The 15172-nt window shown below is 43.6% G+C and carries 13 protein-coding genes; 12 read left to right on the forward strand and 1 reads right to left on the reverse strand.

What is annotated here, in order from left to right; translation table 11 throughout:
• The first annotated feature begins 96 nt into the window (after positions 1-96).
• The 11 genes from typA to holA all read left to right on the forward strand — a co-directional run bounded on the left by typA (position 97) and on the right by holA (position 14192).
• A complete protein-coding gene (typA, locus tag IWT5_RS06805) occupies positions 97-1932 on the forward strand; it encodes a translational GTPase TypA (RefSeq protein ID WP_089109202.1) in 1836 nt (611 codons plus the stop codon).
• 305 nt (positions 1933-2237) lie between these two features.
• Positions 2238-5816, forward strand: a complete 3579-nt coding sequence (locus IWT5_RS06810) for an MBG domain-containing protein (protein WP_089109203.1) — start codon at positions 2238-2240, stop codon at positions 5814-5816.
• Between the two features lie 217 nt (positions 5817-6033).
• Positions 6034-7236, forward strand: a complete 1203-nt coding sequence (locus IWT5_RS06815) for an FtsW/RodA/SpoVE family cell cycle protein (RefSeq protein ID WP_089109204.1) — start codon at positions 6034-6036, stop codon at positions 7234-7236.
• A gap of 4 nt (positions 7237-7240) precedes the next feature.
• Complete coding sequence (locus IWT5_RS06820) at positions 7241-7528, forward strand: YlbG family protein (protein ID WP_089109205.1); 288 nt, start codon at positions 7241-7243, stop codon at positions 7526-7528.
• On the forward strand, positions 7528-8091 hold the full coding sequence (gene rsmD, locus IWT5_RS06825) for a 16S rRNA (guanine(966)-N(2))-methyltransferase RsmD (RefSeq protein ID WP_089109206.1): 564 nt from the start codon (positions 7528-7530) through the stop codon (positions 8089-8091). Before IWT5_RS06820 ends, rsmD begins: the two co-directional genes overlap by 1 nt.
• A complete protein-coding gene (gene coaD, locus IWT5_RS06830; RefSeq protein ID WP_089109207.1) occupies positions 8091-8573 on the forward strand; it encodes a pantetheine-phosphate adenylyltransferase in 483 nt (160 codons plus the stop codon). The genes rsmD and coaD overlap by 1 nt, the downstream gene beginning before the upstream one ends.
• Before the next feature lies 1 nt (position 8574).
• Positions 8575-9624, forward strand: coding sequence for a SepM family pheromone-processing serine protease (locus tag IWT5_RS06835; RefSeq protein WP_089109208.1), 1050 nt, complete (start codon positions 8575-8577; stop codon positions 9622-9624).
• A gap of 85 nt (positions 9625-9709) precedes the next feature.
• A complete protein-coding gene (locus tag IWT5_RS06840) occupies positions 9710-10378 on the forward strand; it encodes a helix-hairpin-helix domain-containing protein (RefSeq protein ID WP_089109209.1) in 669 nt (222 codons plus the stop codon).
• A gap of 64 nt (positions 10379-10442) precedes the next feature.
• Positions 10443-10931 (forward strand): ComE operon protein 2, encoded by a 489-nt coding sequence (locus IWT5_RS06845; RefSeq protein WP_089109210.1) that lies wholly within the window; start codon positions 10443-10445, stop codon positions 10929-10931.
• Complete coding sequence (locus IWT5_RS06850) at positions 10903-13167, forward strand: DNA internalization-related competence protein ComEC/Rec2 (protein ID WP_369688574.1); 2265 nt, start codon at positions 10903-10905, stop codon at positions 13165-13167. Before IWT5_RS06845 ends, IWT5_RS06850 begins: the two co-directional genes overlap by 29 nt.
• Positions 13164-14192 carry a DNA polymerase III subunit delta gene (gene holA, locus IWT5_RS06855; protein ID WP_439959087.1) on the forward strand — a complete coding sequence of 343 codons (1029 nt, stop codon included), beginning with the start codon at positions 13164-13166 and terminating at the stop codon, positions 14190-14192. Before IWT5_RS06850 ends, holA begins: the two co-directional genes overlap by 4 nt.
• 55 nt (positions 14193-14247) lie before the next feature.
• Here holA and rpsT read toward each other — a convergent pair whose 3' ends face one another.
• Complete coding sequence (rpsT, locus tag IWT5_RS06860; protein ID WP_089109212.1) at positions 14248-14511, reverse strand: 30S ribosomal protein S20; 264 nt, start codon at positions 14509-14511, stop codon at positions 14248-14250.
• A gap of 268 nt (positions 14512-14779) precedes the next feature.
• Between rpsT and rpsO the strand changes: the two genes are divergently transcribed.
• Positions 14780-15049, forward strand: coding sequence for a 30S ribosomal protein S15 (rpsO, locus tag IWT5_RS06865; protein WP_089109213.1), 270 nt, complete (start codon positions 14780-14782; stop codon positions 15047-15049).
• Positions 15050-15172: the final 123 nt, after the last annotated feature.

Genomic DNA, 15172 nt, shown 5'->3' on the forward strand with positions numbered 1-15172 from the left:
ATGGCGTTAAGTCAAGGTGTAGAGTGTGGAGACTGCGCTACAGTTTGACCGTTAGATAATGAAGATTCACGCGTTTATGAAAGGAAGAACAAGATTTTGAAAACCAGAGATGACATTCGTAACATCGCAATTATTGCCCACGTTGACCACGGTAAGACTACCTTGGTTAATGAATTAATGAAACAATCAGATACATTAGATGAACATACGGAGATTGCTGACCGTGCGTTGGATTCTAACGATATCGAAAAGGAACGTGGGATTACGATCCTTTCAAAGAACACTGCGGTCCGTTATGGGGACAAGCAGATCAACATTTTGGATACCCCAGGACATGCTGACTTCGGTGGTGAAGTTGAACGGATCATGCGAATGGTCGATGGTGTTTTGCTTGTCGTTGATGCCTTCGAAGGCACAATGCCACAAACCCGTTTTGTTTTGAAAAAAGCATTAGACCAACATTTGACTCCAATTGTTGTAATCAACAAGGTTGACCGCCCAGGCGCCCGTCCTTCAGAAGTTGTTGATGAAGTTTTGGACCTATTCATTGAATTAGGTGCTGACGAAGACCAACTTGACTTCCCAGTTGTTTACGCTTCAGCTATGAACGGGACTTCAAGTTACGATCCAGACATCGCAACTCAAGAACACACCATGAAGCCAGTCTTTGACACCATCATCAAGCGGATCCCATCACCAATCGACAACTCAGATGAACCACTTCAATTCCAAGTTGCCTTACTTGACTACAACGATTTCGTTGGTCGGGTTGGTATTGGCCGGATTTTCCGTGGCAAGATCAAAGTCGGTGATAACGTTACCGTTATGAAGTTAGATGGTAGCACCAAGAACTTCCGTGTTACTAAGCTGTTCGGTTACTTCGGTTTGAAGCGTCTTGAAATCAACGAAGCTAAAGCCGGTGACTTGATTGCCGTTTCAGGGATGGAAGACATCAACGTTGGTGAAACTGTGACTGCTTCTGATACACAAGAAGCATTACCAATCTTACGGATTGACGAACCAACTTTACAGATGACTTTCCGGACTAACAACTCACCATTTGCTGGTCAAGACGGTAAATTTGTGACAAGTCGTCAATTGGAACAACGTTTGAAGACTGAGCTTGAAACTGATGTTTCGCTTCGTGTGGACGATACTGACGAACCAGGCGCCTGGGTTGTATCAGGCCGTGGGGAATTGCATTTGTCAATCTTGATTGAAACCCTTCGTCGTGAAGGCTTCGAACTTCAAGTATCACGTCCAGAAGTTATCTATCGCGACGTTGATGGTGTTAAGTCAGAACCATTTGAAGAAGTTCAAATTGACACCCCTGACGAATACACCGGTAGTGTTATCGACTCCCTTTCACAACGTAAGGGTGAGATGCAAAACATGGAAAGTACCGACAACGGTCAAACTCGTTTGACTTTCTTGGCACCTTCACGTGGTTTGATCGGTTACTCAACTGAATTCATGTCAATGACTCGTGGTTACGGGATCATGAACCATACTTTCGAAAAGTATGCACCAGTTATCAAGAACTGGAACCCTGGTCGTAAGAAGGGTACCTTAGTTTCAATGAACTCTGGTAAAGCAACCACTTACGCTATGATGGGTATCGAATCTCGTGGTACTTTATTGATCGATCCAGGTACTGATGTTTATGAAGGTATGATCGTTGGTGAAAACAGCCGTGAAAACGATATTACCGTTAACATCACTAAGGGTAAGAACTTGACCAACGTCCGTGCTGCCGGTTCTGACGACATGGCTCGTATCAAGACACCTGTTCATTTGTCACTTGAAGAATCACTTGAATTCTTGAACACTGACGAATATTGTGAAATCACACCTGATCACGTCCGTCTTCGGAAGCAAATTCTGAACACTAACGAACGTGAAAAGGCTGCTAAGCGCGCACGTCATAACTAAACAACTAAAACGTTGGTGATTAATCGCCAATAATAAGGGTCTCCTTGGGGTGACGGATGGATGTAAATGCCATTTGTCACTACAGGGGGACCTTTTTTGTTGTGAAAATGATAGTTTTTTCTGTATCTTTTGTTCCATTTTGATTGAAGCAGGTATGAAGAGGGTTTAGAATGAAGTTGTTAGTAGGTAAGTTTGTTTTTTATATGGGGGATGTTTGGGGATAGGATATTTAAATAGTATAGGGCATTTATTATATGAAAGCTAGTTTGGATTTATGAGTCAATTCAATTGGGGGGTTGAATATCATGAAAAAAATCAAGCAGCGTCAACAGAAATTACAACATGATTGCGCGCAAGTTAAAGAGCATTTTAAGATGTATAAAGTTGGTCGGACGTGGCTATTTGCTGGTCTATTAACGGTTTCGCTAGGAGCGGGTATTGCCATAGAACAGCAAGATGCCAACGCTCAAGTGAGTGAGGACAATGCTTCAGTAACAGCCAAACAGGCGGTTGTGCCAGCTGTGTCCAATCAGGCGGTTTTAAAAACGAGTACGCAAGATACTGGGACAACCGAGGCAAATGCAGATCCATCAACGACCACGCCTTCGACAGAAGTGAACGATGACGTTCAAACGACTAATCTAGGTGTTGTTGATAGCGCCACTGAAATAGATCAGGCTAAGAAAGCCGCGGATGAAGCTTATCAAACAACCGGAAAAGCGCAAACCATTACAGCGACCTCGCCAACGACTGCATCTACTGGAGTTACAGAAAATACACCCACGCAGGAAGCTGTTAATGTCAAGGTTGATAACGCCACTAAAGTTTATGATAACAAGGATACAACGCCAGTGAACTATACAGTGACGCTTTCAGATAATTTAACGGCACCTTCAGGCTGGTATTTAACCGACCAAGATAATGAATATTTGGTAGATGCTACATCTGGTGATCTAGATTTGAGTCAAGTTGGTCAAGATGCCGGAACGTACAATATTTCGTTGAGCAGTACTGGGTTACAGCGGTTAAACGCAGTTGCAGCTAATCATCAAAAGAATCTGGCGGTTAGTTCAGCCGACGTTACACCCGGAAAACTAACGATCATCAAGGCACCCGTTGCGACGGGTTCAGTCCTTATTTCTGGGGGCTCTAAGCACTATGATAATGATCCAGCCACTGATCCGTCGTCTTACAAGGTGTCATTAGCAGCTGGACTCAAAGCACCAGCTGATTGGGTAGCCAATGGCGATGGTACTTATACTATTCCTGCCAATTTTACTGATTTAGCTGTTGGTATTACGAGCCAACAGGCGGGTCAGTATCAAATCAACTTGTCGGCAGCTGGTTTGCAAAAACTGATGGCTGCCAATAAGAACGATGACATTTCAAGCCGGATAGTCACCGCTGGGACATTCACCATTGAAAACAATAATAAGTTGATTATTGGTACCGTGAACATGAATATCAATACGAGTTTACCAGATAAGCTGACGGTTGCGGTTTCTCGTTTCGAAACTGTACCGACAGACTGGCAAAATATTTATGATAATTCTGGACAAGACAGTATCGTTTATAGTGTTCCAATTGCCTATTTCGATACGAGTGCGGTTAATCCAGCAACTGAAGGAACTTACGCTGTGACTTTGAGCAGTGATGCTTTAGCGACCCTGAATACTGCTAATAGTACCAATCAGATTGCGCCGACCAATATTCAGACCGGCCAAATTGTTGTCGTGAACGAACCAGCGGATGTTAAGGATTGGTCACTGGCTAATTTTGGTGGCCGTCTCAAGGATAAAGACGACCATATGATAAAGGGCGTATTGACCGATGGCTCTGTCGTCTACATGACATTACCGCTATTTAATAATCAAGGTACCCCGTTTACCTTTACTAATTTAACGGAGTTTATTATTGTGCCAACGGGACTGGTTGTGGCCGATTCCTCATCCACGACAACGAATGGTCAAACCATTACGAGTTATACCAAAGCCAATGATCCTGCAAGAAGCGTTCAAGATCAGCTTACAGCAAGTTTAACTGAAAAAGGGATGACGTATTCCAATTTCAAAGTCACTCAGTTAGCTAACTATAATGGCAGACAAACCTTTGCTGTTCAATTTGGTTCAGTTGACCTAAATAATCCCCATTTTGCAGATGGTTATCCAGTTGCACTGACAGTCGATCCAAACTTAACAAGTGATATAACCGTGAACTATGGGGATCGGAAAGTTCAAAACGATGCGGCTATTCTTTACGCAACTGATTCGTATAATTGGACTAACGGTTCATATAAGCTTGTTAACCGGGGAGATTATCCGAATATTCTACCAGTAGCCACTGCTTTAGGTGTTACTGATGCTGTAACAATTAATGATTTTTATGATAATTCTGACTGGACCGGTTCCTTTACCATTGTTCATGGCAATATAACCGATACCTACCGCTTAACTGATGAATTTGGCACTCAGATTGCAGACCCCGTCACTATTTCAGGTAAGGGTGGGGACATCTACAACCCACTGCAGGTGGTTCCAGAAAAAATCAATACAAGCGATGGCCAGACATATGTTCTAGACACCACCAGTCTGGCCCTGGAACAGCAATTTAAAGGAGCCACGGGTACTTCGACAAGCGTTGAGGGCAATACCTATACGGTTAAATATAAGCTTGTGCTTGACTCCAGCAAAGTTAAAGTCCAGGTAAATGATAAAGAGAAAAAGTGGGATGGCCTCACGCCGAATAACTATATCGTTACGCTTCCAGCCGGTTTAAAGGCGCCATCTACCTGGTTCCGACTTAGTAATGGCTCGTACAGTGTCGATGCTGATTCCGGCGATTTAGACCTTTCAGCGGTGAAGCCAGAAGTTGGCAGTTACCCAATTACGTTATCTAAGCAAGGGCTAGCGAAGTTATTAACGAATGCTTATCTGTTTGACAACCAAGTGGTCGTTGGCGGAACGCTGACCATTACGCCAGTTAATGTTTTAGTCAATGTTTTGGATACCTCTGGTAACGTACTCAAGCCACAGCAGAAAATCACGCTTGGTGGCGATCAAGATGTTCCGGGTGCGAATGCATCTGCTGCCGGGTACAGCAATGATCAATTAGTTAAAATTGTTTGGAACTATGACCCTACTAGTCCAATGAATTCGGATCAGACGGTTCAGCAGGTTATGGTTATCAATCGTGCAAATAACACCGTTACTTCGACCACGACGTATGCGGATCCAAGTAAACCTGCTCAAACGGTGACATGGACGCTTGACCAGCTTCGGCAGTTTGATACTCATTTAGTCGCTGGGGAAAGTATTGGTAACGCGTTTGCACAATATCTTAATGACCTTCAAAAATTGGTTGGTTTCGGCCAAACGCCAACATTGCCGGCGGGTAATCCCTTCGTAGGTGCTTATACTCAATTTACCTCGTGGGATATCGTTTACCAAGCCAATACACCAGTCAATGATCACCCAGGGACACCTGATGTTCCTAACGTGCCAAATCAACCAACGGCTCCAGAAACGCCAACAACGCCGCCAACTGAAACGCCAACAACGCCTGAAGATGGTACGGGAATACCAACTGGCGATCATACCGAAGTCACTACTGATGAAAACCAGACGGTAACTGGTGATGATGCGGGCCACGTGGTCACTGAGACGCACGGAACTTCCGGTGTTAAAACGACTGCTGCCGGTTTGCAGCAAACCACCAGTGCAGTTCAAGGGCAAGCTAAAGGGCTGGCTGTTCGTTCAAAGAATGAAACTAAAGCGGAGACGTTACCTCAAACTAGCGAACATTCCGCTAGTGTTTGGCAATTGCTTGGTCTTAGTCTGATGAGTTTGCTAGGTCTTGCAGTTCACAAGAAGCGTAAAGAAGATTGATTCGGGAAATAAATTTGCAAATAGAAAACGTAGCCCAGATGGGTTACGCTTTTTTGAGTTGTATTTGGGGACACTAAGGCATACCAGACTTATCTTGCTATAATGAATTGGCAAAACTTTAAAGGTTTCATACGGATTTACATCAAAACCGGCCAATATGCTATAATCAAGGGAGTTTATTTAAGAAATTTAGTGGAGTAGTTTGGGGATATTTCAGATGCAAAATTTACGAGATTTGAAGACTTTAAAGTTTCACAATGTCTTCCAGATACAGAAGTTGAAAGCCATCGATTACTGGTTATTTTTGCCGTATTTAATTTTATGCGGTATTGGCGTAGTGATGGTTTATTCATCCAGTTCTAACGTTGCTGTACAAATGGGCTTGACGCCAATTAGTTACTTATTTAAGCAATTATTTTTCGTAGCAATCGGCTTGTTTATCACGCTATTTATGTTTATGCTGCCACTTCAGCTCTTTAAGAATGGTAAGGTACTTATTATCATATACGGCTTATTGATTTTGTCTTTGGTCGCTTTATTAGCCATTGGCGAAACGATTAACGGTGCGGCTGGGTGGTTCCACCTTGGACCGTTTAGTATTCAGCCTGCTGAGCTGGTTAAAGTTGTGCTGATTTTATTGGTGGCCAAAACGGCGTCGATGCCTGCCCAAATTGAGGATATTGTGAGTGGCCACTGGTGGCAAGGCATGTGGTTCCCCGTGGGTCTGTGTGCGATTATGACCGGTCTAGTTTTAATCCAGCCAGATATGGGGAGTGCCGTGATTATCGCAACGATTGTTTTTATGATGTGCCTCAGCAGTGGCTTTTCATTTAAAAAAAGTTATCTGTATCTTGGCGGTGCAGTTGCATTTGTTGTGCTGATTGTTTTTCCACTTGCCTTAAAATTATCAGAATCTGGAACGGTTAAATCTTATAAGTTAGCTCGGCTGGTGGCGTTTGTAGATCCGTTTGGTCACGCCAGTGGTTCTGGTCAGCAACTTGTTAATTCCTACTATGCGTTGAGTAATGGTGGTCTCTTTGGCGTTGGTTTAGGTAACTCGATTCAAAAACGCGGGTATTTGCCTGAACCGAACACTGACTTCATCATGGCCATTACTGGTGAAGAACTTGGCTTGATCGGCGTTGTCGTGATTATGATTCTACTTAGTATTATTATCTGGCAAATGATTCGAATTGGCATCCAATCCAGTGACTCGTTCAACACCTTGGTTTGCTATGGCGTGGCGACTTACTTTGCGGTTCAGGCCTTTATCAACGTTGGTGGCGTTATTGGCTTTCTACCAATTACGGGGGTCACCTTTCCCTTTATCAGTTATGGTGGGTCAAGTATGTTTTCACTGACACTATCCTTAGGGATCGTGTTAAATATTAGTGCCCAAGAGCACAGAAAGCAGGGGTAAATCAATGGATATTCAACCTCGAACCAGTTTAGTTGTATACGTCTCCAGTTTACGGCAAGTACGGCAGCTTAAACGGTATGGCCACCTTGAGTACGTCTCAAAGCGGATGCGTTATGCCATTATTTATGTGAATGAAGATGCTGCTAAAGAGACCATTGGCCGCTTGAAACAACTTCGTTTTGTTAAACGGATTATTGAGTCTCCACGAAATGAATTAATGGATTTACTCGGGCTGTCTGGCGAACCAGAAGCCAAGGATGATCAAATTAATTTTGAGGAGGATGAAGAGTAATGCGCGTTGTTGCAGGAGAGTATGGTGGTCGCCGATTAAGGGCGGTCCCTGGCATGAAAACTCGGCCCACGACAGATAAAGTTAAGGAAGCCGTGTTCAATATTTTAGGCCCCTATTTCGATGGTGGTCAGAGTCTGGACCTGTTTGCCGGCTCGGGTGGATTGAGTATCGAGGGCGTTTCACGGGGAATTGAGCATGCGGTACTGATCGATCGGCAGGGTGCGGCGATCAAGACCATTAATCAAAACATTGAGGTCACAAAAGAACCGGAGAAGTTTACGGTGATTAAACGGGATGCAGAGATTGCTTTGAAGCAACTTCAAGCCCAACATCAAACGTTTGACCTCGTTTATTTTGATCCGCCTTATCGAGAGCAAAAGATCGTGAAGGAAATTCAGGAACTAATCGATAGTAAACTCTTGAATCCGGATTGCCGCATTATGTGTGAGACGAACCAGGAAGCGGATTTACCAGCTGAAATTGGCGATTGCACCCGAATAGTCGCTAAGTCCTATGGCATCACCAAGATCACTGTTTACCGTTATCAAGGAGGCACTGAATAATGACAATTGCAGTTTATCCGGGGAGTTTTGACCCGCTAACGTTAGGCCATTTGAATATTATCGAGCGTACCAGTAAGCTATTTGACCAGCTCATTGTGACAGTGGGTATCAATATCAGTAAAAACATGCTGTTCACGCCTGAAGAACGGGTTAGATTAATTAAAAAAAGTGTCAGTCATCTGCCCAACGTGACCGTCCAGTCTGAAGCAGGATTAACTGTCCGTTTTGTTAAGGAGGCGGGGGCTAGCGTGATCGTTCGCGGTATTCGCGATTCCAGGGATTTATCCTATGAGTCCGGCATTGCCAGCATGAACCACTATTTGGACAGCTCAATTGAATCCATTTTTCTGGTGACAGATCCTAAGTACGCTTTCATTTCATCTTCATTACTTAAAGAAGTCCTTCATTTTAAAGGCGACGTTTCCGATTTAGTGCCGCCGGCTGTCGCTGAAGCTTTAAATCAAAAGCAAAGGTCAGAATAATATGAAAAAACAAACGCGAAAGAGAATTCTTCAGTATGGTATCAGCACTGTTTTAGCCATTTTGATTCTAATCGGCTTTTTCTGGCCGATGCCAAAGTACATCGAATCACCTGGTTCTGCGGATAATCTGAAGACGTTCGTCAAAATTAAAAATCACCCTGATCAACATTCAGGGAAATTCATGATTACCTCAGTTAAACTGGCGCAAGCACGTCCAGTTACATATTTGATCGCCAAAGTTGCGCCCTATACTTCAATTGAAAGTGCACAGAGCGTTACTGGCGGTCAGAGTAATGATACATATGTAAAAATGCAGAATTTTTACATGCAAAGTGCCATTAATGAAGCCAAGGCTGTGGCTGTGAAGGCTGCCCATAAGAAAGTGACGAAGGATTATCTGGGCATTTACGTCATGGATGTTCAGAAGAATTCCCGGTTCAAGCATCAGCTAAAAGTGGGGGATACGATCACAAAGGTCGATGGTCATCACTTTGAAAATGCCTTTGGTTTTCAAAAGTATATTGCCAAGAAGGCTGTTGGTGATCAGTTGAGGGTTCAGTACCAACATGATGGGAAGCTGAAAACCACCACTGCACCACTGATCAAGTTATCTAGTGGCAAGACGGGAATTGGCATTGTTTTGACGGATAATGTCAAAATTAAAACCGATCCCGCAGTGAAAGTAAATCCAGGACAAATTGGCGGCCCTTCTGGCGGTTTGATGTTTAGTCTACAGATTTATGGCCAATTAACTGGCCAAAATATTCGCCATGGTCAAAATATTGCTGGAACCGGAACTATCAATCCGGACGGTTCAGTTGGTGAAATTGGCGGGATCGATAAAAAAGTGGTCGCTGCCAAGAAAGCTGGTGCAACCATCTTCTTTGCACCGTACTTGAAACCGACAAAGGCTGTTTTACAACTAGAACCCGGTCACGTCACCAATTATCAATTAGCCAAACGAACGGCTAAGAAAGTGGCACCGCACATGAAAGTTGTGCCAGTTTCGACTTTCAATCAAGCTGTTCATTATTTGAATACGCACCATTAAAAAAGCGTTCCGCAAAGTCATTTGACTTACGGAACGTTTTTAGTTTCTCTGCCGTAGTTAAACGTCAGAGAAGGGGGTGAGAAAAGTGGATAGGTTAAGGGAACTGCTAGAGAATAGTAACCGTCAAGCCTGGATTATTATTGGACTAGGTTTCACGACCATCATTGCGTTGAGCTTTTTGTTACTTAGTAATCGCCCGGTCTCAAGTACTCAGCCGGAATTTGCCTCACAATCGTTCATGTCAGGTTCTGGCATGACGGCCTCGTCAAGCACTGCTGTAACCACTAGCCAAACCAGTGTGAACACGACGATGTACGTTGATGTTAAAGGGGCGGTCAAGCAGCCTGGGATGAAAAAAGTAGAATCAACCATGCGCGTTATCGATGCCGTGCAGTTAGCCGGTGGCTTTGCCAGCAATGCGGATGAAAAACAGGTTAATTTGGCACAGAAGCTGACTGACTCGCAAGTCGTTTACATTCCAAAACGTGGTGAACAGGTACCAGCAGCGGTGAGTGGAACATCTGGAGCTACTGCAGGCGGTGCCGGTTCAGAAAGTCAGGCGCCTCAAGTTAATCTAAATACCGCCGATTTGACTGGTTTGCAGCAACTAGATGGTGTTGGGGAGAAAAAAGCTCAAAAGATATTGGATTATCGACAAGAACATGGCGGTTTCAAATCGGCTGATGAACTTAAAAACGTGAATGGTTTCGGTGATAAGACATTGGAACGGCTGAAGCCTCAAATCATTGTCTAGAGTTATCAGGGCGAGTATAATTTGGTATACTTAATCAGACAATGAGATGATGGAGGCGGCCATTATGGCTAATAAGAGAATTCCTTGGGATCAATACTTTATGATGCAGTCGGTACTACTCGCAAGCAGAAGTACGTGTAATCGGTTATCAGTTGGTGCAACGATCGTCCGTGATCGCCGGATTATTGCCGGTGGCTACAATGGTTCGGTATCCGGCGATGTTCACTGTATTGATGAAGGCTGTTACTTGGTAGACGGCCATTGCTTACGGACGATTCATGCAGAAATGAACGCTATTTTGCAGTGTGCAAAGTTCGGGGAAGCAACTGACGGTGCCGAAATCTACGTGACTGATTTTCCTTGTTTACAGTGTACTAAGATGCTTTTGCAGGCGGGGATCACGAAAATTTCGTATCTTCACAACTATCATAATGATCCGTATGCCATGTCCTTAATTAAAATGAAGAATGTCGAACTTAATCAAGTTACCCTTGATTCCGAAGCAATTGAACGGGCTTCAGTTGATGCCTATCTACAGGATCATCAATCATAATCTAATTTGGTTAGCAATTTTAGCTGGAAGTTTAAGTGGCTGTTTCTTTGGTTTGACTTGGCTTTCAGTTGTGGTGACTTTAATATGGGTCATCAGAATTATTTGTTTACGTGAACAGCAGCTTTTAATCTGGACAGCATTGGTGCTGTTCATTTTTAGTGGTCTTTTTTGGCATACGCAGCGACTTGAGAAGGTGCGTACGATGCCTGATCAGACGGGCACCTCCCTTCAATTAACCGTCCAGCCGGATGAATTACGGGTTGAACAAGGCAGAATACAACTGAGTGGCAAATTGTCTGATGGGCGAACGATTCAAGGACAGTATTTCTCAGATGATCAAGCGATGCTGCAGAAATTACAGATTAAAAAGACGGCTAAGCTACTGGTTCATGGCGATATATCGCGACCCCAACCGGCGACTAATGCTAACGAATTTGATTTTCGCCAGTATCAAGCTGATCAAGGGATTTTTAATACCATCAAAATTGACCGGCTAACCCCGATTGAGACAGTGCAAGCACATCAGCCCATTACCCGGTGGATTAATGCGTGTCATGCACTGCGAGCACAGTTAGTACAATATACTAAAGCTTTGCCCAGTACGCTTCAGCTCTATGTTCAGGGATTATTTCTAGGTTGGCGAGCAACTGATTTTTATGATTCATTAAGCGCGGTAACCGATTTAGGCTTAATTCACCTGTTCAGTATTTCTGGCTTTCATATTGTCTGGATCGTTGCCACGGTGAGTTGGTTTTTGCGGCGCATAGGATTTACCCAGACACCGATCTCAGTCGTTTTATTGTTACTGCTACCGACTTACTATATTATTGCCGGCTCTCAGGTCGGCCTTTTACGCGCCGTTGCCGTCGTGATTTTAGGGCTGATTGCCTCATTATGCAGCTTTCGCCTAACGGGGTTAACCACCTGGAGCCTCAGTCTGCTGTTGGGATTAGTGGTTCAACCCGCTTTGCTGATGCATTTAGGCGGTCAATTAAGTTATGGCTTGGCGCTTGGCCTTTTGTTTACGAAGCAATTCGGTGCGTTTAAAACAACCTTGATGCTTAATCTATTGAGTTTACCGCTGATTTTGTACCATATTTATCAGTGGCACGTGTTAACCCTATTTGTTAATTTACTGATTCTGCCGATTTTTAGCCTTTGTATCTTCCCGCTGGTATTGATCGCTGGTATTGGTGGACAGGTCTTCCCATGGCTGGCAGATGTGACGGAGTGGCTGCTAAAGCAGTTTACTGACGGTTTAAACCTGATTGATGCGTTGCCGGGGATGATCGTGTTCGGTAAACCGGCAGCCTGGGTTGTCGGTCTCCTGATTGTTTTGACCCTGTTACTAATGACTGAGCGGTTTAAACGTTGGCTCTTACCGATTTTGGGAGTGGTGTATCTCGCTAGTTTCCTGGTCATTCACTTGCCATCATCTGGTGAAGTCACGTTTTTTGATATTGGCCAGGGAGACAGTTTTTTGGTACGTTCACCCTATGATCGACAAATTACGATGATCGATACCGGCGGCCGAGTGAACTTTGGCGGTCAAAAGATCAGTGGTCGCAGTCGGGCAGAACGCATTAGTATTAACTATTTAAAAAGTCAGGGGATTTCTTACCTTGATAATCTGTGTCTGTCACATCAGGACGCCGATCATGTGGGAGATGTTGGTGACGTTTTGCAAGCGATTCACGTTAAAAAATTGTATATTCCGGCAGGCATGACCAATAATCCTCAATTTATGAAACGGATTAACCCATTTATTAAGAACACCCAAATAGTGCCCGTTCAGGCGGGGCAGCAGGTGGTAGGAACACCTTTTACAGTCGTTCATCCTTTTAAACCGGGGCTGGGATCCAATGAAGATTCAATGGTGTTATCTGGGCAGATCAACGGTTTAAGGTGGCTGTTTACCGGTGATTTAGATCAAGCAGGCGAGCGGGAAATTTTAACCCACTATCCTGCTTTACGGACAGACGTGTTAAAATTAGGTCATCATGGCAGTAAGACTTCGTCTGACCCTGAAGTGATCAGGCGCTTGCAGCCCAAAATCGGCATCATTTCTGCCGGTCGGAAGAATCGTTATGGTCATCCCAATCAAGAAACGTTAGCGACCTTGGCGACCAACCATATCCCTGCATTTAATACGCAGGTCAACGGCATGATTCGCTACCGGTATACAAACCCAAACAACGGTCATTGGGAGACCTTTTTAAAGGAGAATCTATTGTGACTTACGAGACAACTATGGCACAACTTAAAAAGAGTGCTGCCAAACCAGTGTACTTGATTACTGGTGATCAGCCGTATCTAACACAGCGCCTAAAAAACGCTTTTTTGACGCTTATTCCGGAGACTGAGCGCACAATGAACTATGCCAGCTATGATATGGAGTCTACGCCACTTGCACAGGCCTTGAATGACGCTATGTCAGCGCCGTTTTTTGGGGAAAAACGGCTAGTCTTTATAGAACGGGCGTATTTTTTAACCACTGAAAATCATCGGGGCAGTAAAATTGACCACGATATTGACGGTTTAATGAATTACTTGGAACATCCAGAACCAACCTCGATTGTGGTTTTCTTTGCGACGAATGGTAAATTAGATAGTCGTAAAAAGGTCGTGAAGACCATCAAAAAGGCTGCGGAAGTGATTAGCTTAGAGGCGGTGGGTGAAAGCCAGATCCGGTCTTTAGTCCAACAGAATCTTGCCCGGGAGCATTTTGAGATTGAACCGGACGCACTCAATTTGCTCCTGCAAAGAACTGGGACTGATCTTTCATTGATTATGAACGAACTGCCAAAGTTAAAGCTAGCTTCTGCAGATACGAAAAAAATTGATCAGCTGGTGGTCACCGAACTGGTCTCAAAATCACTAGATCAAAACGTTTTTGATTTAGTTAATGATGTGATGGGGAAGCGAATCGAGGCAGCCTTGAATTTATATCGCCAGCTGATTTTGACCAAGGAAGAACCTTTGCGGATCAACGCAGTTTTAGTCAGTCAGTTTAGATTACTGATTCAGGCTAAAATTTTGATGCGTAACGGTTATAGTCAGGGCAGCATTGCTTCCTCGCTCAAAGTCCATCCTTACCGTGTTAAATTAGCGATGCAAAGCGTGCGTCATCTAGAACTAACGCATTTACGCCAAGCTTATTTAGGCTTGATTCAAATTGAACGGGCACTGAAGTCAACGAGTCAGGATCCAATCATGCTTTTTGAACTTTTTATGCTGAAATATTTGGATGAAGTTGCTTAAAACACAAAAAAGGATCGGTTCATTATCGAACCGATCCTTTAATATTTGGTTTAATTTAGGCGTTTGCTTTAGCTAAACGAGCAGCCATACGTGACTTGTCGCGGGAAGCTTTGTTAGTTTTGATTAAACCTTTTGAAGCAGCACGGTCAACGGCGCTAGAAGCAGCTTTGTATAACTCAGCTGCGTTATCGTCGTGCTTCGTAACAGCTTTTTCAAACTTCTTAACGGCTGTTCGCATACTGCTAAGCTGTGCAGAATTACGTTCGTTAGCTTTAACGTTCGTCTTTGCACGTTCAATCGCAGATTTGATAATTGGCAATGAATTCACCTCCACACTCATAAGCCAGACGGCTCTGTAATATTCAACGAATGTCATTATACAGAATAAAATCAATGATTGCAACAGTTCTCCATTAATTGTAAAGTAAAAATACTTGAAAGCTGTTTAATATAAAGCCTTGTTATTCTGTGACATAACGGATATAATAATAAACGTTCTTAATTTGCCCTTACTTAGTTGATTGCGATCTCACTCACGACAACTCAGTAACGGGTGGACAAATAATATTAAAGGTGGGAATTTTTTCATGGCTATTACACAAGAAAAGAAAACCGAAATTATGAAGCAGTATGCTCGTCACGATGGCGACACTGGTTCAGCAGAAGTTCAAATCGCTGTTTTAACAGCAGACATCAACGAATTGAACAATCATATGAAGTCTCATAAGAAGGACTTTCATTCACAACGCGGTTTAATGAAGAAGATTGGTCATCGTCGTAACTTGTTAGCTTACTTACGTAATACTGACGTTCAACGTTACCGTGACTTAATCCAGTCATTGGGCTTACGTCGTTAATTTTGATTATTTGGAGCTCTCCACTTTGGAGGGCTTTTTTTGTTGCACTGCGGACTTTTTTCACCTGAGCTAGTTTGGACTGTTACATAGTTGAATTAAGTGTGATAAACTGTAAACAGTTTG

This window comes from Secundilactobacillus mixtipabuli (assembly GCF_002217925.1).
Taxonomy (GTDB): Bacteria; Bacillota; Bacilli; order Lactobacillales; family Lactobacillaceae; genus Secundilactobacillus; species Secundilactobacillus mixtipabuli.

Excerpts from the sequence above, each read along its gene's own strand:
- IWT5_RS06810 (WP_089109203.1), top strand. The coding sequence starts at position 2,238 with ATGAAAAAAATCAAGCAGCGTCAACAGAAATTACAACATGATTGCGCG.
- IWT5_RS06815 (WP_089109204.1), top strand. The coding sequence starts at position 6,034 with ATGCAAAATTTACGAGATTTGAAGACTTTAAAGTTTCACAATGTCTTC.
- IWT5_RS06820 (WP_089109205.1), top strand. The coding sequence starts at position 7,241 with ATGGATATTCAACCTCGAACCAGTTTAGTTGTATACGTCTCCAGTTTA.
- rsmD (WP_089109206.1), top strand. The coding sequence starts at position 7,528 with ATGCGCGTTGTTGCAGGAGAGTATGGTGGTCGCCGATTAAGGGCGGTC.
- coaD (WP_089109207.1), top strand. The coding sequence starts at position 8,091 with ATGACAATTGCAGTTTATCCGGGGAGTTTTGACCCGCTAACGTTAGGC.
- IWT5_RS06835 (WP_089109208.1), top strand. The coding sequence starts at position 8,575 with ATGAAAAAACAAACGCGAAAGAGAATTCTTCAGTATGGTATCAGCACT.
- IWT5_RS06845 (WP_089109210.1), top strand. The coding sequence starts at position 10,443 with ATGGCTAATAAGAGAATTCCTTGGGATCAATACTTTATGATGCAGTCG.
- IWT5_RS06850 (WP_369688574.1), top strand. The coding sequence starts at position 10,903 with ATGCCTATCTACAGGATCATCAATCATAATCTAATTTGGTTAGCAATT.
- rpsO (WP_089109213.1), top strand. The coding sequence starts at position 14,780 with ATGGCTATTACACAAGAAAAGAAAACCGAAATTATGAAGCAGTATGCT.